The sequence below is a fragment of the Labrenzia sp. CP4 genome (genome assembly GCF_001579905.1).
Taxonomy (GTDB): domain Bacteria; phylum Pseudomonadota; class Alphaproteobacteria; order Rhizobiales; family Stappiaceae; genus Roseibium; species Roseibium algicola.
Window position 1 is genome coordinate 3,719,671 of the sequence record NZ_CP011927.1, and the last position, 19,658, is coordinate 3,739,328.

Sequence of the window (19,658 nt, forward strand, 5' to 3'; positions counted from 1 at the left end):
TCTGGCGAATCCGGCTGGCGCGATCGCTCATGATTGACCGCTCTTCGCAGCATCCGCAAGACACGCGCCAAGTTTGCGCTTCTGCTCTCCGGATGGCTCGAAATTCTCCGCGGCCAACCAGGCTTCGTAGCCCTTTTTCAGCGCCGGCCATTCCTTTTCGATCATGGAGAACCACGCTGTATCGCGATTGAGACCCTTGACGACAAGATGCTGCCGGAAGACGCCTTCCTCGCTGAAACCGAAACGCAAGGCGGCCTGTCTGGACGGAATGTTGTCGTTGTTGCACTTCCATTCGAAGCGCCGATAACCGAGATCATCGAACACATATTTCATGAACAGATAGAGGGCTTCGGTCGCCCCGCGTCTGCGCGAGATCAGAGGCCCCCAATAGATATTTCCAATTTCGATGACACCGTTGGCCTCGTCGATCCGCATAAGTGTCTGCCGCCCGGCAACTTTACCGGTTTCCTTGTCCACGATTGCAAAAAAGAGCGGATCCTTGCTGGCTGCAGCCTTTTCCACCCACCCGCGGAAATCAGTCTCCGTCTCCGGCGGATATTCAGGCAGCCAGCGGAATTTCTGATCGCCGTCCGGCACATCGGAAGCTTCGAATAGCCCGGACGTGTGACGCCCCGGATCAAGCGGCTCCAGAACAACGTAACGGCCCTCAATCGGCTTGTGCTCCGGCCGGGGACGCGCGGTCCAATGGCTAAGGTTTTCAGGCATGATCATCTCCGGAAAGGGCATGGCTTGCATGTGCCGGCAGTTTGCTACCAGCAGGTTCCCACTGTCTACCGTGTCACTGGTACCGCGAAAAGATCCAGTTCCTCGAGACCTACAGAACCAGTTAGGAGGCTCTTTTCCTTTAGGCCACATCACGCCGTAAAGGAGCAACGAAGCCCATCTGCAACCAACAAAACTCGTGTTAAGCTCAACCGGTTTCTGGAGGAGGCAAACCATGACTTCGGGTGTAACGGTGCTTGTCGGGACCACCAAGGGAGCGTTCCTGCTGAACGGTGGAAGCGACCGTGGAGGCTGGAAGGTAAAGGGACCTTTCTGCGATGGCTGGCCGATCAATCACGTGATCGGCGATCCGAAAAGCGGCACGATCTGGGCCGGCGGCGGCGGCGAATGGTCCGGCGCGGGCGTCTGGCGTTCTGTCGACGGCGGCGAGACATGGGAGGTCACCCGACTGACCAAAGGGACGCTCGACGACTGGGCAGCCAATGACCCCGAGACGGCCAACTTTCTGAATTGGACACCTCAGGACCTGCCTTTTGCGGACGACTTCTCGCAAATCTGGTCGCTCGGGTATGCCCACGGTACGCTCTACGCCGGCACCAAGCCTGCAAGATTTCTCGCCAGCCGGGATGGCGGCAAGAGCTTCGCGCATCTGGAAGGGCTTGCCAATCATCCGTCCGCGGACAGCTGGAACCCGGGTGCGGCCGGCCTTGTGCTGCACACGATCGTTTCCGACCCGGACAATCCGAAAAAGCTCTGGATAGGCATTTCTGCCGCAGGCGTTTTCGCCAGCGAAGATGGCGGCATGACCTGGGAGCGACGCAACCGGCTGTCCAACGCGGCCGCCTGTGAGGGACATGATCACCCTGCCTCCCCGCGCGACGGCGAGACCGGCCATTGCGTTCACAACATGATGCGTGCACCTGGCGACAATGACCTGCTTTATCAGCAGAACCACCACGGCGTCTGGCGATCCGCAGACGGCGGGCTCAACTGGGACAACATCACCGACGGCCTGCCCTCCACCTTCGGCTTCCCGATCCGCGTTCATCCGCGAGATCCTGACACCATCTGGACGCTCCCGCTGAACGGAGACACCGAAGGCAGGTTTCCCCCCGGTGCGGCAGCAGCCGTGTGGAAGTCCGAAGACGGTGGCCGAACCTGGCGGGACAAGCGCGAGGGCCTTCCGCAGGAAGCCTGCTTCTTCACGGTTCTGCGTCAGGCGATGGGCGGCGACACACGAGACCCCGCCGGGCTCTACTTCGGCACAAACTCAGGCTCGGTTTTCGCCAGCCTGGATGAAGGTGAAACCTGGCAGGAAATTGCCCGCCATTTGCCGACAGTGCTGGCCGTTGAGGTTTTGGACCGAGGATAAAACCAGCTGATATCGGGAAGGCCCTGCTGCCAACTCGCTGCCACACGTTCGTCACGACCACATCTTCCTGGAAACAAAGACCGTTCAGCACGCGCGCTGTTCGCCAGCCGTCCATTGTTCGCAAGCTCCACTGGGTGCCCCACGCTGAAGCGAATGATTGGTGACATTCCGGCGCGACCTCTGTATACAGTCAATATCCAGTCAATTTGAAAGCAATTCTTCATGACCGAATGGTGTCCGGACCTTTCCGCCAGCAGTGCTCCGCGCTATGCCGCAATCGCGGACGCCATTGAAGAAGATATTCGCACCGGACGCCTTTCGCCTGGAGACCGGCTTCCTGCGCAGCGCCAGTTGGCAGCCCGGCTCGGGCTTGACTTCACCACCGTTGCACGCGGTTACACCGAAGCCCGCAGGCGTGGCGCTATCTCCTCCATGGTTGGCAGCGGCACATTCGTCACCGGCCCCGACAGCGTGCTGGGCGGCGGCGTTGCAACACGTGATGCCAAGCGGCTGTCACCTCCGGACTATTCCATGAACCTGCCGCCGGAAGTCAGTGACCCTGGCCTGATTGCCCGTATGAAAGAGGGGCTCGCGGCGCTTTCGGCCGACCTCATTCCGCTGCTTCGATACCAGACAATTTCTGAAAAAGACCCGGACCGCCAGGCTGCAGCACGCTGGCTTGCCGGGGTTGGCCTCAAACCCGACCCGGAAGATATTCTGTTTGCTCCCGGCGCTCAGGCAGCTCTTGCCGGCATTCTTGCAACGCTTTGCGAGCCGGGTGACCGGATCGCATGCGAAGCCGTCACCTATCCCGGGATCCGCTCCATCTGCGGACAACTCAGACTGGAGCTTTGTGGCTTGCCGAGCGACGAAGAAGGCATTGATCCGGAGGCCTTTCGCAAAGCGTGTCTCGACGGTCGCCTGAAGGCACTCTATCTCAATCCCACTCTGCACAACCCAACCACTCGCACCCTCTCCGAGCAGCGGCGCCGCGATCTTGCCGCCGCCGCGCAGCGCCACGGCGTGCCGATCCTGGAGGATGATCCCTACGGCCAGCTCAGCCGCAAGCAGGTCCCGTCGATAGCCGCTCTTGCTCCGGATATCACCTGGTACATCGGCTCTCTTTCGAAAAGCGTTGGAGCCGGTCTCCGGCTCGCCCACGTCCTTGCCCCGGACCGGAGCGCTGCATGGCAGTTCGCTCGTTCACAGCGCACGTCCAGCGTCATGATTTCCCCGCTCACGACAGCCCTGGCCACGCGCTGGATCGAAGATGGCACTGCCAGAGCCCTGCTTCGGCACATCCGAAGCGAAAGCGCGGCCCGGCAGGAGCTGGCCGCCCGCTACCTGAAAAGCCAGAAGTTTGACGCCGACCCTGACGGATTTCATATCTGGCTTGCCTTGCCGGAAGGCTGGTCTCGTCCGGCCTTTGTCAGCCAGATGAGGAACCAGGCTGTCGGCGTTGTGGAAAGCGACGCCTTCACAATTGCCGGAAAGGCGGATGAATCCGTACGGCTCTGTCTGGGTGGACCACATGATCGCGCTCAGATCGATAGCGCGTTCAGGGTCATTTCCGAGGCATTGGCGTCAACGCCGGACAAGACCTCCACCTACTTCTGAACGAAAAGGCAAAGACTGCACACAACCCTCTGCCAATCTGCCGCAGGCGATCGGCTTGCCATGCAAGCAATTTGCTTTATCTTTGACTGCAAACATATCCATTCATTCAAATATTGACTGGATTAACGTCTCCGGCTCGAACCGGAAGACCTCTCGCAGGAAAAGGTGTTCCATGACCACTCCACAAAGCTGGCCGCAAATTCCGCCGATCCGCACCGGCATCAAGGGCCGCTGCCCGCGTTGCGGCGAAGGCTCCATCTTCGACGGCTTCCTGAAGCTGAAGCCGAAATGCGACCACTGCGGACTTGATTACAGCTTTGCCGACCCTGCGGACGGGCCCGCGTTTTTCGTGATCTGCTTTGGCTGCATTCCCGCAGTTGCCTTTGCGATCTGGCTCGAAATCGCGTTTACAGCCCCTTACTGGGTGCATTTGGTGACGACCCTGCCGCTGATCCTGGTGACCTGCATTCCTATGCTTCGGCCGCTCAAGGGCTGGCTGGTCTCAAGCCAGTATTTCTACAAGGCGGAAGAAGGCAAGCTGGCCACACCCGTTTCCCAATCCTCGGAAAGCCAGGTCTGACGTTCGGAAGCCCCAAGCCGGGCCCAGGACCAGACTTACCCGAGGCAGGCGGTGACATCGGACGGGCGATGCACCGCCTTTTCTTTTCTTAAATTGAGAGGCTATGGAGCAAGTGGCCCATCCTTCGAGACGGTGCTTCGCACCTCCTCAGAATGAGGATGAGTGTGTTGCTCTGCTTGCGCCTGAATGCACGTCCGCCTCATCCTGAGGAGCGAGTTCGCTCGCATCTCGAAGGATGGGCCGCAATTACCTTACAAACCGGCAGTCAGCGTCAGACGGCCCTCACCCACACGGCCGTGTCGTGAAACGCCGCGCCGCCATAGGGCGCAACCGGGTCGGCCCCGGTGAGCGTGTTGATGCCGCGGCCATCCTCGAATGCATCGTTCGGCCAGATCCCTTCCGAGATCACGGTTCCGGGCGCGACGGTCGCAACATATCGCGCATGCAAAGTCACGACACCGCGCCGGTTGCCCATCTTCACCTTGGCACCGTCTTCGATGCCGAAACGCTCTGCCTCTTCCGGACGCAACCAGACCTCCGGTCGGCCTTCCTTCTTCTTCGAGCTGTCGGTCTCGTTGAACGTGGAATTCAGGAAAGAGCGAGCTGGCGATGTCACCAAGCGGAACGGATGCTGCTCGTCTGCAAGTTCGATGCTGTCCCATTGATCCGGCAACTCCGGCATCGTCTGCCAGGGGCCGAAGATTGTGCCGTCTTCCGGTTTGTTGGGAGCAGAGGAACGACCCCAGTCAGCCTTGAAGTGGAACTTGCCGTCTGCGTGACCGAAGCCGTTGAGATAATGCGCCGTTTCGAAATCAGGCTGCAGATCGATCCACTTTCCAGCTTCCAGGTCTGCGAGCGTTCCATAGTTGGAATTGCGCAACAGCCAGTCGATATGGTCGCGTGCGCTTATATCGAATCCGGGGTGAGGTTTTGAGTCAACGCGCCTGGCGATCTCGTTGATAACAAATATATTTTCCCTAGGACCTTCCGGCGGCTCAACAGCTTTGGGACCCAGCATCAGATACTGGTGTCCGCCGCCTTTATAAAGGTCGTCATGTTCCAGAAACTGGGTTGCCGGCAGCACGATGTCTGCCATCTGCGCGGTCTCTGTCATGAAATGCTCATGGACGACGGTGAAGAGGTCCTCACGCGCGAACCCCTGCTTTATCAGGTCCTGCTCCGGCGCCACGGAAACCGGGTTGGTATTCTGAATCAGCATCGCCTTAACCGGCGGACCACCAAGCAACGCCGCTTCGTCGCCCGTGAGAATACGGCCGACAAGGCTCTGGTCGAGGGCGCGCACAGCCGGGTCCTTCAGCGAGCCGGCTTCGATCATTTCCTTGTTGAGCTGATAGATTGCACCGTTGTTGTGGAAGGCGCCGCCACCCTCTTCCTTCCAGCAGCCGGTGACAGCGGCAATGGAACTGGCAGCATGCATGCCGACTGCGCCATTGCGGGACCGGGTGAAGCCGTAGCCGAGCCGGAAATAGGTCTTCTTGACCGAACCGATCAGCTGCGCCAGCTCCTCGATCCTTGAGACGTCCAGCCCCGTGATCGAGGCAGCCCACTCCGGTGTCTTCGTTTTCAGATGCGCTTCCAGCTCGGCTGGACTATCCGTGTAGGTTTCCAGGTAATCCCGGTCGGCATGGCCGTCGCGGAAGAGCACATGCATGACAGCGCAGGCAAGCGCGGCATCCGTGCCGGGTTTCAGGATGATGCCGATGTCCGCCTGCTTCATCGTCTCGGTCTCATAGACGTCAACAACAATGATGCGCGCGCCGCGTTTCTTGCGGGCGGCAATGGCATGGGTCATCACGTTGACCTGGGTCGCGACCGGATTTGTACCCCAGATGACGATCTGGTCGGAAACCGCCATTTCACGCGGATCAGGCCCTGCCAACTTGCCGGTGCCGGCGACATAGCCTGTCCAGGCCATGTTGGTGCAGAAACTGTCGAACTGACGCGAGTAGCCCTTGGTATGACGCAGCCGGTGGATACTGTCCCGCTGCACCATCCCCATCGTACCGGCATAGTGATAGGGCCAGACGCTTTCGGCTCCGAATTCGGCTTCCGCAGCGAGGAACTTTTCAGCGATCAGATCCAGCGCTGCATCCCAGGAGATTTCCTCAAAACGGCCTTCACCTTTCTTGCCGGTGCGCCGCAGCGGCTTCAACAGCCGGTCCGGGTGGTAAAGCCGTTCGGGATAACGCGCGACCTTGGCGCAGATAACGCCTGCGGTATAGGCATTGTCCTTGGCACCATTCAGCCGGCGTACGTCGCCATGCGGATAAAAATGCACCTCCAGCGCGCAGGTCGACGGACAATCGTGCGGACAGGCGGAAAAAGTGCTCTTGGGCGGCTGCTGGGTCATGATGCCTTACTGAATTCCTCGAACATGAGCCCGGCAAGGTTCCCCCAGCGCGGCCACCTGTCAAGTCGGATGGCCGCTTTTGCCCATTATCCGGGTGGTTCGTTTCACCCGCGTGGACCGAAATCCGCAACTGTTACGACCCCGTCGCCGTTGCGGTCGATCATTTCGATCCAGGAGGCTGCGTTGTCGAGAAACTCGGCTTCAGAAACCTTGCCGTCGCCGTCGGTATCATTGACTTCAAGGCGCATGCCGTTTGCCGGGTTTCTTGCACCTTTCCCCAATCCCTTGGGCTCATTCTCAGCCTGATCCTGGGCTCTTGCCTCATCGAAGAGGACATATTCCTCTGCATCCAGAAAACCATCGTCGTTGGCGTCGAAACTGGCAAAGACATTGCCGCGCCGTTCCCGCGCTTCTTCAGCGGTCACTGCACCGTCACCATTCAGATCCCAGTTTTCGATGAAATGCGCCCCAGGCCCTTCTGCGGCAAAACATGAGCCCACGGTTGCCAGAATGAGGGCGGCTCCGAGCGTGATCGATTTCATGTGATTTCCTTTCTTTCCAAGTTTCGAATTTTTGAATGTTTCATTTCCAAAAAAAGTGCGTGGATGTCACGCACTTTTTCCGTTCAGCTGCCGCTGCAGGGAGATCTCCCCCCACGCCCGGCTTCCGGCCTTGCGCCGGGTGGAGGACCTCCGTTGCGCGAGCCAAAGCCTGGTCCATGGCCAGATCCAAGGCCCGGGGGCGGTGGGCGACCTCCATGCAGAAAACGTGGCGGGTGTCCGCCCTGCGCCTGAACAAGCATGACGGCAGCCTCGCTGTTGTCCGACAACGCCGCAAAATCGACCGTGGGAAGATCGCTCTCGTTCTGGATCTCGCCTCTCATGCCAGCTCGTTTCAGGCGCATGAAGCTGCTGTCGGGATTGCCCATCCAACAGCGCGGAATGAAAGGAAATACATCTGTCAGCACATAGTGATACGTGCCGTTCGGATATTCCGGCGTAACCGCAAAACGCCCGTTGCACTGGTCAAGATCGCCGGCGCCGGCAACATAGGCCCAATCCTGTGTGAACTTGCCGTTGTAGCGCCCGCCCGGCCCGCCCGGCCGATTGCCTTTCTTCACCCTGTAGCTGCTGTTCAGCTTCTTGAGACCCGAATTCCCCTTGGGGTCGGAAAAGCCGTAAGGGCCGTAGATGGGAAAGCCGTCCGCGGCAAATCCCAACAAGGCGGGCACTGACTTACCATCCTTGGAGGCCATGACGCCGGTCGGAATGCCATGATAATGGTAGGTGCCATCCGGTTGGACATGGGCGTTGTACCGATCAAGACCCAGCTTGCAAGCACCGCCCAGCGCCTCGTAGTTCCATCCCGAGCGACGGTCGTTTTGCCAGAACTCCGCCGTGCCAGGGTCCATGACCACACCGTTCACCGCAATGCCAAAAACCGCCTCCTGCGCCCTGGTTGCGCTGGAGTTCTTGTGCGGCACCAGAGGGACTTTCAGATTGTAGTTCTTTTTCGAAATGGAATGCGGGTTCCCGCGGTTGGGAAATTTTCCGGGTGGTTTCACCGGATAGCCGTCGGCATGAATATGGCGATAGTTACTGTCGACTGAAATGTCTGCCGACGCTTCGGCCTTCGGCAGCAAGAGGTTCCAGACTTCCTCCATAACATGCGTCTGCTCGACGGCTTGTTCACCTTCCAGTGGCGCCATGCTGTCATGCGCGGCAGCCGGTACTGCAATCAGCACTCCGGCCAGCGCTATCGATATGCGCATCGCTCTCTCCCGATCTCTTCGCCCACAAATTGAGTATGAGGCCTTTGGAAGCAGAACGCTGTCAGACAATCGCATCAAAGTGTAACGCGATGTAACGGCTGAGAGGTGGCGCAAACAGAAAAAGCCGGCCCCGACGGGACCGGCTTTTCAGTCAACTCATTGCCCGCAGGTTAGCCGACGAGTTCAACACCGGAGAACCAGAACGCGATTTCTTCAGCAGCGGTTTCAGCTGCATCGGAACCGTGTACGGAGTTTTCGCCGATGGACAGGGCATAGGACTTGCGGATCGTGCCTTCTGCAGCGTCAGCCGGGTTGGTTGCACCCATGACTTCACGGTTCTTGGCAATGGCATTTTCGCCTTCCAGAACCTGAACGACGGTCGGGCCAGAGGACATGAATTCAGTCAGTTCGCCGAAGAACGGACGTTCCTTGTGAACCGCATAGAAAGCTTCAGCTTCGCGCAGGGACATCCAAACGCGCTTGGAAGCAACGACGCGCAGGCCGGCTTCTTCAAGCTTGGCGGTGATGGCACCGGTCAGGTTGCGCTTGGTGGCGTCCGGCTTGATCATGGAAAACGTGCGTTCAATCGCCATGGTTTCATCTTTCTCGTTTCAGCAGCGGGCCGGCGGAGTGCCGGTTCCGGATTTTTAAAAATTTCGCGGCCTTAATAACGGGGTGCCGTCACGCCCGCAAGGGGGCCGGGTCATGACATTTTGATGTCGGTAACCGGTTTGTGGCTCAATATGGTGCTGGCCAACATACGAACGGCTGCCTAGTCTGCGCGCAAATGCAAAGGTCGAGCGGACGGTTTGCGGCGCTCCTCTTCGGGAATGACACCATGGTCGAACTCTTCGCCATCCTGCCAACGCTGCTTTATGCGGCCGTCGCATCGCTTTGGCTCAGCCTTGCCGCCCCCTCGGTGGCGGCCAATACACATGGGACCGAAAGCCCGCAAACTTTCCCCACTTTGGCAGGGCAACTTGCCGCCCTTTCACCCGAACAGCTGGAAGAGCTCTTCGTTTTCGTTGCGGGCAACACGCTGTTCACGCTCTACCACGAGAGCGGACATATGCTTGTCTCGGAACTGGAACTTCCCGTTCTGGCCCAGGAAGAAGATGCCGTCGACAATCTGGCCACCGTTTCCATGCTCGGCGCGGACACCGACGACATGGATCTTTATCTCACACAGGCGATGATCGGTTGGTTCCTGATTGCCGAGGAAGACTACGACGACCTGGTTTTCTACGACGAGCACGATCTGGACCAGCAACGCGGCTACAAGATGCTGTGCCTGATGGTAGGGGCCGACGAAGACGCCTTTCTGGATCTTGCCAGAGACCTGGAGTTGCCGGAGGAGCGGATCGAAAGTTGCGCCTTCGACTATGAACAGGCCTCGGCTTCGTGGGAAATCGTGACCGATCCTTATCTGAGAGACAGCGATACGCCAGGGGGCAAGATCAAGGTCGTCCATGATCCGGCAACAAGAGACCTGGAAGCCATGGCCGTTTTCCTGAAGGAAAGCGGACTGGTGGAGATGGTCGCCAAGGAATTCGACACTTTCTACGAGCTGCCGAAGACAGTCACCTTCCGCTCGACCGCCTGCGGCGAGGAAAACGCCTTCTGGGATCCGCAGACGCGGGAAGTGATCCTCTGCCATGAACTTCTCGCCGGCCTGGCTGAGATCTATCTGAGTGTTCCGGAAGAAAATGAAAAAGCTCAGAGCGAGGACTGAGCATTCTTGCGATAAGCGCCTGGCGCTTCGCCATATGCCTTCTGGAATTCCCTGTAGAAGTTCGAACGGGTCAAGAATCCGGCCCGCTCCTGTATCCGGCCGACAGGTTCATCCGTCGTGACCAGCAGTCGTTCCGCTTCCGCGAGGCGGACCAGATTGACGAACTGGCTGACATTGACGCCTTCAACTGCGTTGACGGCTCTGGATAGATCCCGATCAGGAACCCCGACCCGCCGGGCCAGCCGCGTAAGTGTGAGCGATGGATCCCGGAAGAACTCCTGGTCGATCAGAACCGTTCTAGCAGCTTCAACCAGTTCTGCCTGTCGCGCTTCGCTTGCAGCAAACTCCTTCCCAGTATTCCGGGATCGCCCGAACCGAGTGCCTAGAAATCCAATGGCGGCTCCCACTGCGATCACCAGGAAAAACAGGCTTGCACCGGAAATTGCCAGAGCTGCGTCCTCCTGTCTTTCTTGCGCAAAAAGATATGCGACGAGAGCATCGATCAGGAGCGTGGCCACCATGACCAATATGGAGAAGAGAAGCAGCTTGTGCAGCAGCCCCCCCATGTTTGTCGGCGCTTCAGCAAAGACGTCCTGCCCGTTGATCCAGATCCGCGCGAGAGCCAGCGAATAGACCGCATAGCTTATCCCGATCACCCCATCGACATATCCGGTCACCGGCACCGGCAAATACAACACTATCGTCATAATGGCCGCCGCCCCAAGGTTCCATACAATCAGTCGCCGGGCTCTTTCGACGGTAACCGTGAGGGAAATGAAGGCGAGATAAATAACCGGCGCTATCCACACGGGCAGAATCCGTTGAACCGCAAGAAACTCGAAATGCCCATAGGCAAAACGCATTCCGACCAAGGACGCCTCGACCGCCATCAGGCAAAACACCCCGGCAAACATTCCGCGTGCCTGTCCAGGCAGAGACCGCCAGGCCAGAGTCGCCAGGGCGAGCCCTCCGAACAGTGCGGCTAGCAGGAAAGACACCGGAATGCTGATCATCTTTGGTCCAACGCGCTCGACTGTGGAGACACAACAACCTGTAGGTTCTGTCCTTTATCACGATTGAGGACAGGACATCGCCTCCGAGGCAATTGTCAACTGGTCTGGCGCAGAGCATCTCCAGGACTTCCTGCTAACCCCCCTGGAGGTTCCATGTATCCGTCATCCAACCGCCTCTTTTGGCCCATCCGGCTGTGCTGGTTTGCTGCGTCACTTGCCGGTGTCTTAGGGCTCCCGTCAAGTGCGCTTGCCGAGGACACACTTCGCTACGGGCCGGGTGTCACCAAGATCACCGTCGAAGATGCGCGCAAAGACCGGCCCCTTGAAGGTGACATCTGGTATCCAACCGCAACACCAGACATTCTGCCCCGGGCAGACACGAGCAAAGTCTGGCAAATGGCGCTGGCCGATCCTGACGGCAAAGCCGCCGAAGGCAGATTTCCGCTTGTGGTCGTATCGCACGGCATGTACGGCAACACGTTGAACCAAGCCTGGCTCGGCTCCGAACTTGCCCGACGTGGCTATTACGTTGCCATGGTCAATCATCCGGGCACCAGCTCGTTCCTGCGCGATCCCGACCAGACCCGCAAGCTCTGGGACAGACCCGTCGACCTGTCTCGCCTTATCAGCTTCCTGCTCGAGGACAGCCCTTACAAGGACAGGATAGACCCGGAACGGATCTATGCGGCCGGCCATTCCCTTGGCGGTTTCACAGTCCTGCTTTTAGCTGGCGCTGAATTCGAACCTGACCGGTATGAGCGTGAGTGTTCGGGTGAGGAACTGCCGGTTGCCTGCCAGGTGCTGACCGGTTGGTCCATCGCGAAAACGGAGGCCGACCGGAGCGAGATGGCAAAATCCCGCAAGGACCCACGGCTGACCAAGGTCATCAGCCTGGATCTTGGCGGAACGCCGGTCCTTTCCCGCGACAGCCTGAGCGCCATAGACATCCCGGTTCTCGTTCTGGGTTCGCAGCGTGCCGACATGCTGAACCAAGAGATTGAGTCGCGCGCGCTGGCCACTGCTCTGCCGGCCGACAAGGTCCACCATGTGGAAATGGCTGATGCCGGACATTTCGACTTCATGGGTGTGTGCAAGCCGAAAGGGTTTGCCATCCTGGAAGAATATGAGCCGGGCGACGAAATCGTATGCATCAAAGGCGGCAAGGAACGCGAAGAGCAGCATCAACGTATCCTGACGGAAATTCTTGCCTTCCTGGAACCTTGAGACAGGGCGCGGTGGGCTCAAAAGTGCAGCAATGCCACAGCCCGCTGCCCGAACGAGGTTTTGCTCCGGTTTCCACTTGCATCCTTTGGGGCGCTCCGCCAAACATCCGCCTCATGTTGCAGATTACGGACCTTACATATCGGATCGGAGACCGCCTCCTGATCGACAGAGCCAGCGTTACGCTTCCCGGCAAGGCCAAGACAGGTCTTGTCGGTCGAAACGGTGCGGGCAAATCAACGCTGTTCAAGATCATCACCGGGGATCTTTCCACCGAGACAGGCTCAGTGCAGATCCCGAAGCGCGCGCGCATCGGTCAGGTCGCACAGGAAGCACCGGGGACGGAAGAAACCCTGATGGAAGTGGTGCTGGCCGCAGACAAGGAACGCAGCCAGCTGCTGGCAGAAGCCGAAACACAGACAGACCCGGCCCGGATTGCCGAAATCCACACCCGGCTCGCCGACATCGGCGCCCACACGGCTGAAGCCAGGGCAGGCTCGATCCTGTCCGGCCTTGGCTTTGATGCCGCCGCGCAGCAAAGGCCGTGTTCGTCGTTTTCAGGCGGATGGCGTATGCGCGTTGCCCTGGCTGCGGTTCTTTTTTCCGAACCTGACCTTCTTCTGCTCGACGAGCCGACGAACTATCTCGATCTTGAAGGCACGATGTGGCTGGAAAACTATGTTGCCCGCTACCCGCATCAGGTGCTTCTGATCTCCCACGACAGAGACCTTCTGAACAAGGCTGTCGACAGCATCGTCCATCTCGACCGGGGCAAGATGACCTACTACTCCGGTGGCTATGACAGTTTCGACAGGCAACGTCGCGAAGCGATGATCCTTGCCGAAAAGGCAAAGGAAAAGCAGGACGCCCAGCGCAAGCACATGCAAGCGTTTGTCGACCGGTTCCGCTACAAGGCCAGCAAGGCCCGGCAGGCGCAGTCACGCCTGAAAATGCTTGAAAAGATGCAGCCGATTGCCGCCCTCACGGATGAGAGCAGCAAGCCGATCCATTTCCCCGATCCGGACAGCCAGCTGGCGCCGCCCATCCTGAAACTCGAAGGCGTGGCGACCGGCTATGGCGATACCAGGATCCTGTCGCGGCTGACGCTGAATATCGACACCGACGACCGGATTGCGCTGCTGGGTGCCAACGGCAACGGCAAGTCGACATTCGCCAAGCTGATTTCCGGACGCCTGGGCGCCATGGATGGTGAGATCACCAAGGCGTCGAAACTGAAAATCGCCTTCTTCGCGCAGCACCAGCTTGACGAACTCAAGCCTGCTGAAAGCGCCGTTGCGCATGTGCGTGCCCTCATGCTGGATGCGCCGGAGGCAAGGGTTCGGGCTCGCGTTGCACGCATGGGGCTTCCGACCGACCGGATGGACACGCCCGCGAAAGACCTGTCTGGTGGTGAAAAAGCCCGCCTCCTCCTGGGGCTGGCGACATTTGACGGTCCGCATCTGCTGATCCTCGACGAACCGACCAACCACCTCGACATCGACAGCCGGGAAGCGCTCGTGATGGCGCTGAACGACTTTCAGGGAGCCGTCGTACTGATCAGCCACGACAGGCATCTCGTCGAGGCTTGCGCCGACCGGCTATGGTTGGTGGCAGACGGCAAGGTGGAACCCTATGACGGCGACATGGAAGACTATCGCCGACTGATCCTGCAAGGTCCCGAGGCGGTTCAGAAAGCCCGTGACAAGGCCGCTGCGGAAGCCGACAAGGCAAATGCGCAAGAAAAACGCCGCGATGCTGCCGTCAAACGCGAACTTCTGAAACCGTTGAAACAGAAGATCGATGCCGCTGAAAAGGAAATGAAGCGCCTGCAGGAAAAGATCATCAAGCTGGACGAAGCCCTTGCCGATCCGGAATTCTTCATGAGGGAACCCGAACGGGCAGCGAAATTCGCCAAGGAACGGGCCTTCTGCGAAAAGAAGCTGATCAATACCGAAGAGGAATGGCTGGAGCTTTCCGCCGAATTCGAGGAGGCTTCCTGATGGCCAAGATCACGACACTCGGCTTCGATGCAGACGATACGCTCTGGCACAACGAACGGGTGTTCAGGCTGACGGAAGAACGGTTCGCCTCATTGCTCGGCGACTACACTGACAAGGATCACCTGGCCGAGCGGCTGCTGGCCGCGGAAAAACGAAATGTCCTGCATTACGGCTACGGCGTTAAGGGCTTTACCCTTTCAATGATCGAGACAGCGATCGAGGTCACCGACAGGCAGGTGCCTGCCGATGTCATCGCCGAAATATTGGAAGCCGGGCGCGAGATGATGTCCCATCCCGTCGAGCCTCTCCCTTACGTCGAAGAAACGCTGAAAAAGGTGAAGACGTCTTTCAAGCTGGTCCTGATCACCAAGGGGGACCTGTTCGATCAGGAGCGCAAGGTGACAGCCTCCGGCCTCGATGTCTATTTCGACGCAATCGAGATTGTCTCGGAAAAGACCGACGAGACATACCGCTCACTGTTTTCGCGTCACGGCAGCGGCCCGGGTGAAGCGCTCATGATCGGCAATTCACTGAAATCGGACATCCTGCCGGCACTGGATGCAGGAGCATACGGTGCTCACGTGCCCTATGACCTGACCTGGGCACTGGAAGAGGCGGACGAGCCACGTGGCCATGACCGGTTTTACCGACTGGACCACATTGGCAAGGTTCCGCAGCTGCTCGCTCGCCTGAGTTGAATAGCGGTTTTACGGCCGGAAAATTCCTGTCGGAAGCGAAACCAATTAAAGTCTGACGGGTTGTCGTAAGTGAACATTCAGACACTGCGGGCACGTTTGCGGAGTTACCGCGGGCGTTTTCGCAAAGCTCGATTTTTCGCACGCTTCAGACCAGGATACGTAATGCCTCTCTCCAGAACCGTCACCCTCTTCCTTGGCGCAACAGCGCTCGTCGTTGCCCCTTCCCTGTCGCCGGATGTGCCTTCACTTTCCTTCCATGTGGACAAGGCGTTCGCCAAGAATGGCAACGGAAACGGCAATGGTGGTGGCGGCGGCGGAAATTCCGGCGGCAATGGTGGCGGAAACAAGGGAAATTCCGGCAACAAGGGCAATAGCGGCAACTCCAACCGCGGTGGGAACTCCGCTTCCAACGGCAACGGCAACAAGGGCCTTGGGATCTTCAACCGCGGCAATGGTTCCAAGCAGGCCAAGTCGAATAACGGCAACGGAAATGGAAAAGGCCTCGGTGGCTTTCTGAATTCCGTATTCGGAACCGAAAATTCAAAGAACTCCGGCAAGCGTCAGACCGCCTCCAGAGGCAATAGTGGCACCGCGAGCCATCGGCTTCCAAAGGCTGAACGCGCGACACTGGCAAGCATTGCCGTGACCCCACAGGCAAGCCCTGCAGGCAAACCGAAGAACTTCAATGCAAAGCTTGGTCGGTTGAATTCCCTCAATCGCAATTACCACGCCTATATCAATTCCAACGACCCGCATCTGGCAGCCATTCAGGCCTACATAAATGACAGCCTTGCCTACGAGCGACTTTCCGCAGATTTGGAAGGCCTTGAACAGGACCTCCTGACCGCACGTACGCTGTTCGACGGGTTACTTCAGGACGTGGACAGCTATGACGGCTTCGCCTACGAAGGCCTGACCTCGCAACAGCTCGAAGACCGGCTTGCCGAACTTGAAAGCCTGGATACGGCTGAATTGTCAGATGACGAGCTGACCGCTCTCGAAACTGAAAGACTGGCGCTTGAAACTGCTCTTCAGAGCGACGCCTATTCGGATTTCAAAACGGCTGAAACCAACTACGAAACGGAAAAGACCGGCCTGGATGGGTTGGCCGCTGATGTTTCTGACGAAGCGCTGGAAGAAGCACTTCTGGCGATGGCAAACGAGAACCGCGTCCGGGAATATGGCGACGACTACGTCGACGAGGAAATGCTCGACTGGGCCAAGCAGGTTCTCGGGGTTGGCGATTACGACGGCAAGATCGATGAAATCCGCGAAGCAACCGAGACCCCGGACGACGGCACGGACCCGATTGATCCCGAAGAAACCGCCGTCAACGACGATGGAACGGACGGCTCAGACGCCGATCCGGATGAACTGCGCCTGATCTCGACGTCCAACTAGCACCAATACGGCGGGGCGGTCTGTTTCAGTCCTTTTGCTCGACAGGACCGCCCTTCTCGACCCAGTCTGCGAACCCATCGGTCAGATGGGCAGCTTCAAAGCCCATATCCTGAAGCGTCGCGACAGTGAGTGCAGAGCGCCACCCTGCGGCGCAATGGAAGATGAAGCGTTTTTCCTGCGAGAAGACCTCCTTGTGATAGGGGCTCTCCGGATCCACCCAGAACTCGATCATGCCGCGTGGACAATGAATGCTGCCCGGAATGAACCCGAGCTTCTGACGTTCACGCACGTCTCGCAGGTCCACGAACACCACATCCGGGTCTCCTACCAGGGCGATGGCAGCGTCGGTGTCGACTTCCTCAATCCGCGCCTTGGCTTTGGCGACCATGTCGGCCGATGACATCTTCAGCTTCTTCATAAGGCTTTCCTCCAATATCGGCATCTCACACCGGTGCGCGTCTCACTTTTTAAAAGATTGCTCGCCAATCTCAGGGTCTGTGCCGGCCTAGGCCTTGCGTTCCCAACCGCCGGCTTCGGTCTGCTGCCAGTAAGCGATTTCAAACCCTTCCGCCTTGGCTTCCTTCCAGCGATTGCGCGCTTCCTGAACAGCCTCGGTATCGTTGCCATCAAACATGTAGATCGCCCGCTTGTAGGCGCTCAGCGGTGGCGGCGCTGCCCTGTCCACCAGGAAGCGCACGTCGGCTTCGTTCGGATTATCCTGTTCGGACGTGAGATATATCGGCTGATGTTCGGCGTAACCGTCTGCCTTGGTGCCATGTGGCAGAAAACCGTCGTCGGTAAACGTCCACAAATGGGCATCAAGGGCGCTGCATCGCTCCTCGGTTCCCGTTTGCACGACAACTTTCCAATCCCGCTCCAGGCACTTTTGCAAAAGCTGCGGCAAAGCCATCTCCAGCGGCTTGTGCAAAAGGTGATAGAATACAACTTCAACGCTCATGCCGGACCCTGTCTAGACACATCCTTGTACCTTCGCTTTCCGTTTTCCACCGCCATGCCGGAATGTGGTGCAGGCCTGCAACACTCGCCTGTTCAAATTCCCCCGACGACAAACATGACATGGACAGGCCATAAGACTCGTATCATTAACCCTTCGAAAATGTCGATTGGCTAGGGTTCGTCCCCGGGGACGATCCAATGATCATTTGATTTGGCCATGGATCAAAAAATTTGGCCGGTGAGCGGTTTTCCCGAGCCGGCGCAAAAGGGGATTTGGTGAATGCTTGCGCGTGTCGTTGTGTTTTTCGCATTGGTTGCTGTCGTTGCAGGCGCGACACTTGGCATGGGTCTTCTGGTTGAACCGGCAACGGCCTGCCAGACCTACAAGACCTGCTGATCCAGGGTCGACAGTCAGATAAGAAAAACCCGCCTTCCCGGCGGGTTTTTCTTTGCCCAGCTGCATTCCAGTCCTGGAGCCCTCCACCAGTAGAAAATGCGAAGGGCGCCAAGATGGACCTCAGCCTTCGTAGTGATCCGCGACAAGCTGGTTGAGCAGACGCACGCCATAGCCCGAAGCCCAGCTCTGGCAGATATCGTCCTTCGGAGCGCCGAATGCGGTTCCGGCGATGTCCAGATGCGCCCAGGGCACGTCATTCGTGAAACGCTGCAGGAACTGGGCAGCGGTGATGGACCCGGCCCAGCGGCCACCGGTGTTCTTGACGTCTGCGTTGGGCGTATCGATGATCTTGTCGTATTCCTTCGACAGCGGCAGGCGCCAAAGCGGCTCACCGCTCGACTTGGCAGATGACAACAGCTTGTCTGCCAGAGCGTCGTTGTTGGAAAAGAGACCGGCATTCAGGTTGCCGAGAGCGACAAGTACGGCACCGGTGAGCGTTGCCAGATCGATCATGATCGCCGGTTTGTACTTTTCCTGCGTGTACCAAAGCGCGTCGGCAAGAACCAAACGGCCTTCCGCATCGGTATTCAGGATCTCGATCGTGGTTCCGGACATGGCGGTAACGATGTCACCTGGTCGTTGCGCGTTGCCGTCCGGCATGTTTTCGACGAGGCCGATGACACCGATCACGTTTGCCTTGGCCTTGCGCCCCGCGATCGCATGCATGGCGCCGATGACTGCGGCAGCTCCGCCCATGTCGCCTTTCATATCTTCCATGCCCGCGGCCGGCTTGATGGAGATGCCGCCAGTGTCGAACACCACGCCCTTGCCGACGAACGCAACCGGGGCTTCGCCCTTCTTGCCTCCGTTCCAGCGCATCACGGCCAGCTGCGGTGGGCGGGTCGAGCCTTGGGAGACGCCAAGCAAAGCAGCCATCTTAAGCTTCTTCATTTCCTTTTCGCCGAGAACCTCGACTTCGACACCAAGGGCCGTCAGTTCCTTGGCCTTCTCGGCAAACTCCACCGGACCCAGCACATTCGCCGGTTCGTTCACAAGGTCGCGGGCCAGAATCACGCCGTCGGCAATAGCTTCAGCAGAAGACCAGGCCTTCTTTGATGCCTTGGGATCGGCAACGGCCAAGGTCACCTTCATGTTCTTGGGTTTGTCATCGTCTTTCTTGGCAGTCTTGTAGGTGTCAAAGGCATACGCCCGCAGCTTCACGCCCATTGCGAACTCTGCTGCCAATACACCGGACGGATCTGCATCGCCCGGGACATCCAGAAGCACCGTTGCTGCGTCTGCCTTGGTCTTCTGCAATTCTGCAAACACCGCGCCGCCAAAAGCCCGCCAATCGTCGCCAGTCAACTCGCCGGCATCGCCAACGCCGAATACGATCAGCCGGTCGAGACCCGATCCGGCAGGAGCGACCAGATCAAGACTTGCCTTCTTCTTCCCAGTGAAACCTGCGATACCGGCCGAACGTTGCAAGCCGCCCTCGAGACCCGAGACAACTTCTGCGGCAACTGGCCCGAGGCTAAGGTCGCTACCGGCCAGGATTACGGCCACCCCACCCTTCGGCGTTTCGGCCTTGGAGAAGTTCAGTTTTGCAAGCTTGGTCATGCTTCGGTCCCGTTGGTTTTTCTGGTTGGAGCGGTTGGGCAGTGGAAAGAAAAGGCGCCCTATCCCGTAGATTGTGATTTTCCTGTCAAATCATGGGGTTTCAACAGCTTTTCGGCAAGGGCGACAAAAATTAATGTATATTTACCATTCTTATTCATGCGCCA

General features: G+C 58.5%; 17 protein-coding genes. 8 read left to right on the forward strand and 9 right to left on the reverse strand.

Annotated features, from left to right (window positions below; translation table 11 throughout):
- Positions 1 to 27 precede the first annotated feature (27 nt).
- Positions 28 to 726 carry a GNAT family protein gene (locus ACP90_RS17090; protein WP_062491725.1) on the reverse strand — a complete coding sequence of 233 codons (699 nt, stop codon included), beginning with the start codon at positions 724 to 726 and terminating at the stop codon, positions 28 to 30.
- Positions 727 to 958: 232 nt separating this feature from the next.
- On the opposite strand from ACP90_RS17090, the gene ACP90_RS17095 reads away from it, so the two are divergent.
- The 3 genes from ACP90_RS17095 (at position 959) to ACP90_RS17105 (ending at position 4,313) form a co-directional block, all read left to right on the forward strand.
- Positions 959 to 2,116, forward strand: coding sequence for a hypothetical protein (locus tag ACP90_RS17095; protein WP_062489038.1), 1,158 nt, complete (start codon positions 959 to 961; stop codon positions 2,114 to 2,116).
- Positions 2,117 to 2,338: 222 nt separating this feature from the next.
- Positions 2,339 to 3,733 (forward strand): PLP-dependent aminotransferase family protein, encoded by a 1,395-nt coding sequence (locus ACP90_RS17100; RefSeq protein ID WP_062489039.1) that lies wholly within the window; start codon positions 2,339 to 2,341, stop codon positions 3,731 to 3,733.
- A gap of 172 nt (positions 3,734 to 3,905) precedes the next feature.
- Positions 3,906 to 4,313 carry a DUF983 domain-containing protein gene (locus ACP90_RS17105; protein WP_023003992.1) on the forward strand — a complete coding sequence of 136 codons (408 nt, stop codon included), beginning with the start codon at positions 3,906 to 3,908 and terminating at the stop codon, positions 4,311 to 4,313.
- A gap of 271 nt (positions 4,314 to 4,584) precedes the next feature.
- Here the strand turns inward: ACP90_RS17105 and ACP90_RS17110 are convergent, their stop codons facing one another.
- The 4 genes from ACP90_RS17110 to ndk all read right to left on the reverse strand — a co-directional run bounded on the left by ACP90_RS17110 (position 4,585) and on the right by ndk (position 9,048).
- Positions 4,585 to 6,684, reverse strand: coding sequence for a molybdopterin oxidoreductase family protein (locus tag ACP90_RS17110; RefSeq protein WP_062489040.1), 2,100 nt, complete (start codon positions 6,682 to 6,684; stop codon positions 4,585 to 4,587).
- Between the two features lie 104 nt (positions 6,685 to 6,788).
- Positions 6,789 to 7,226: an EF-hand domain-containing protein gene (locus tag ACP90_RS17115; protein WP_023003990.1), complete on the reverse strand. Its 438-nt coding sequence runs from the start codon at positions 7,224 to 7,226 to the stop codon at positions 6,789 to 6,791.
- An 83-nt stretch (positions 7,227 to 7,309) separates the two neighbouring features.
- Positions 7,310 to 8,455, reverse strand: a complete 1,146-nt coding sequence (locus ACP90_RS17120; RefSeq protein ID WP_062489041.1) for a YHYH protein — start codon at positions 8,453 to 8,455, stop codon at positions 7,310 to 7,312.
- 170 nt (positions 8,456 to 8,625) lie between these two features.
- Positions 8,626 to 9,048: a nucleoside-diphosphate kinase gene (ndk, locus tag ACP90_RS17125; RefSeq protein WP_031270733.1), complete on the reverse strand. Its 423-nt coding sequence runs from the start codon at positions 9,046 to 9,048 to the stop codon at positions 8,626 to 8,628.
- 245 nt (positions 9,049 to 9,293) lie between these two features.
- Here ndk and ACP90_RS17130 point away from each other — a divergent pair, with 245 nt between their 5' ends.
- Complete coding sequence (locus ACP90_RS17130) at positions 9,294 to 10,187, forward strand: DUF4344 domain-containing metallopeptidase (RefSeq protein ID WP_062489042.1); 894 nt, start codon at positions 9,294 to 9,296, stop codon at positions 10,185 to 10,187.
- Here the strand turns inward: ACP90_RS17130 and ACP90_RS17135 are convergent.
- Complete coding sequence (locus tag ACP90_RS17135; protein ID WP_158514192.1) at positions 10,172 to 10,894, reverse strand: AraC family transcriptional regulator; 723 nt, start codon at positions 10,892 to 10,894, stop codon at positions 10,172 to 10,174. The genes ACP90_RS17130 and ACP90_RS17135 overlap by 16 nt on opposite strands.
- 459 nt (positions 10,895 to 11,353) lie before the next feature.
- Here ACP90_RS17135 and ACP90_RS17140 point away from each other — a divergent pair, with 459 nt between their 5' ends.
- From ACP90_RS17140 to ACP90_RS17155, 4 genes are all read left to right on the forward strand, one after another.
- Complete coding sequence (locus ACP90_RS17140) at positions 11,354 to 12,424, forward strand: alpha/beta fold hydrolase (protein ID WP_062489044.1); 1,071 nt, start codon at positions 11,354 to 11,356, stop codon at positions 12,422 to 12,424.
- A 113-nt stretch (positions 12,425 to 12,537) separates the two neighbouring features.
- Positions 12,538 to 14,421 carry an ABC-F family ATP-binding cassette domain-containing protein gene (locus ACP90_RS17145; RefSeq protein ID WP_062489045.1) on the forward strand — a complete coding sequence of 628 codons (1,884 nt, stop codon included), beginning with the start codon at positions 12,538 to 12,540 and terminating at the stop codon, positions 14,419 to 14,421.
- The gene (locus ACP90_RS17150; RefSeq protein ID WP_062489046.1) at positions 14,421 to 15,119 is read left to right on the forward strand and encodes an HAD family hydrolase; all 699 of its coding nucleotides are present in this window, start codon (positions 14,421 to 14,423) and stop codon (positions 15,117 to 15,119) included. The genes ACP90_RS17145 and ACP90_RS17150 overlap by 1 nt, the downstream gene beginning before the upstream one ends.
- Positions 15,120 to 15,281: 162 nt before the next feature.
- Positions 15,282 to 16,520 (forward strand): hypothetical protein, encoded by a 1,239-nt coding sequence (locus ACP90_RS17155; protein WP_062489047.1) that lies wholly within the window; start codon positions 15,282 to 15,284, stop codon positions 16,518 to 16,520.
- Positions 16,521 to 16,545: 25 nt separating this feature from the next.
- On the opposite strand, the gene ACP90_RS17160 is transcribed toward ACP90_RS17155, so the two are convergent.
- The 3 genes from ACP90_RS17160 to ACP90_RS17170 form a co-directional block, all read right to left on the reverse strand.
- Positions 16,546 to 16,938 carry a rhodanese-like domain-containing protein gene (locus tag ACP90_RS17160; protein WP_031270729.1) on the reverse strand — a complete coding sequence of 131 codons (393 nt, stop codon included), beginning with the start codon at positions 16,936 to 16,938 and terminating at the stop codon, positions 16,546 to 16,548.
- An 87-nt stretch (positions 16,939 to 17,025) separates the two neighbouring features.
- Complete coding sequence (locus ACP90_RS17165; protein ID WP_023003980.1) at positions 17,026 to 17,478, reverse strand: DNA polymerase III subunit chi; 453 nt, start codon at positions 17,476 to 17,478, stop codon at positions 17,026 to 17,028.
- Between the two features lie 516 nt (positions 17,479 to 17,994).
- Positions 17,995 to 19,494, reverse strand: a complete 1,500-nt coding sequence (locus ACP90_RS17170) for a leucyl aminopeptidase (RefSeq protein ID WP_062489048.1) — start codon at positions 19,492 to 19,494, stop codon at positions 17,995 to 17,997.
- Positions 19,495 to 19,658: the final 164 nt, after the last annotated feature.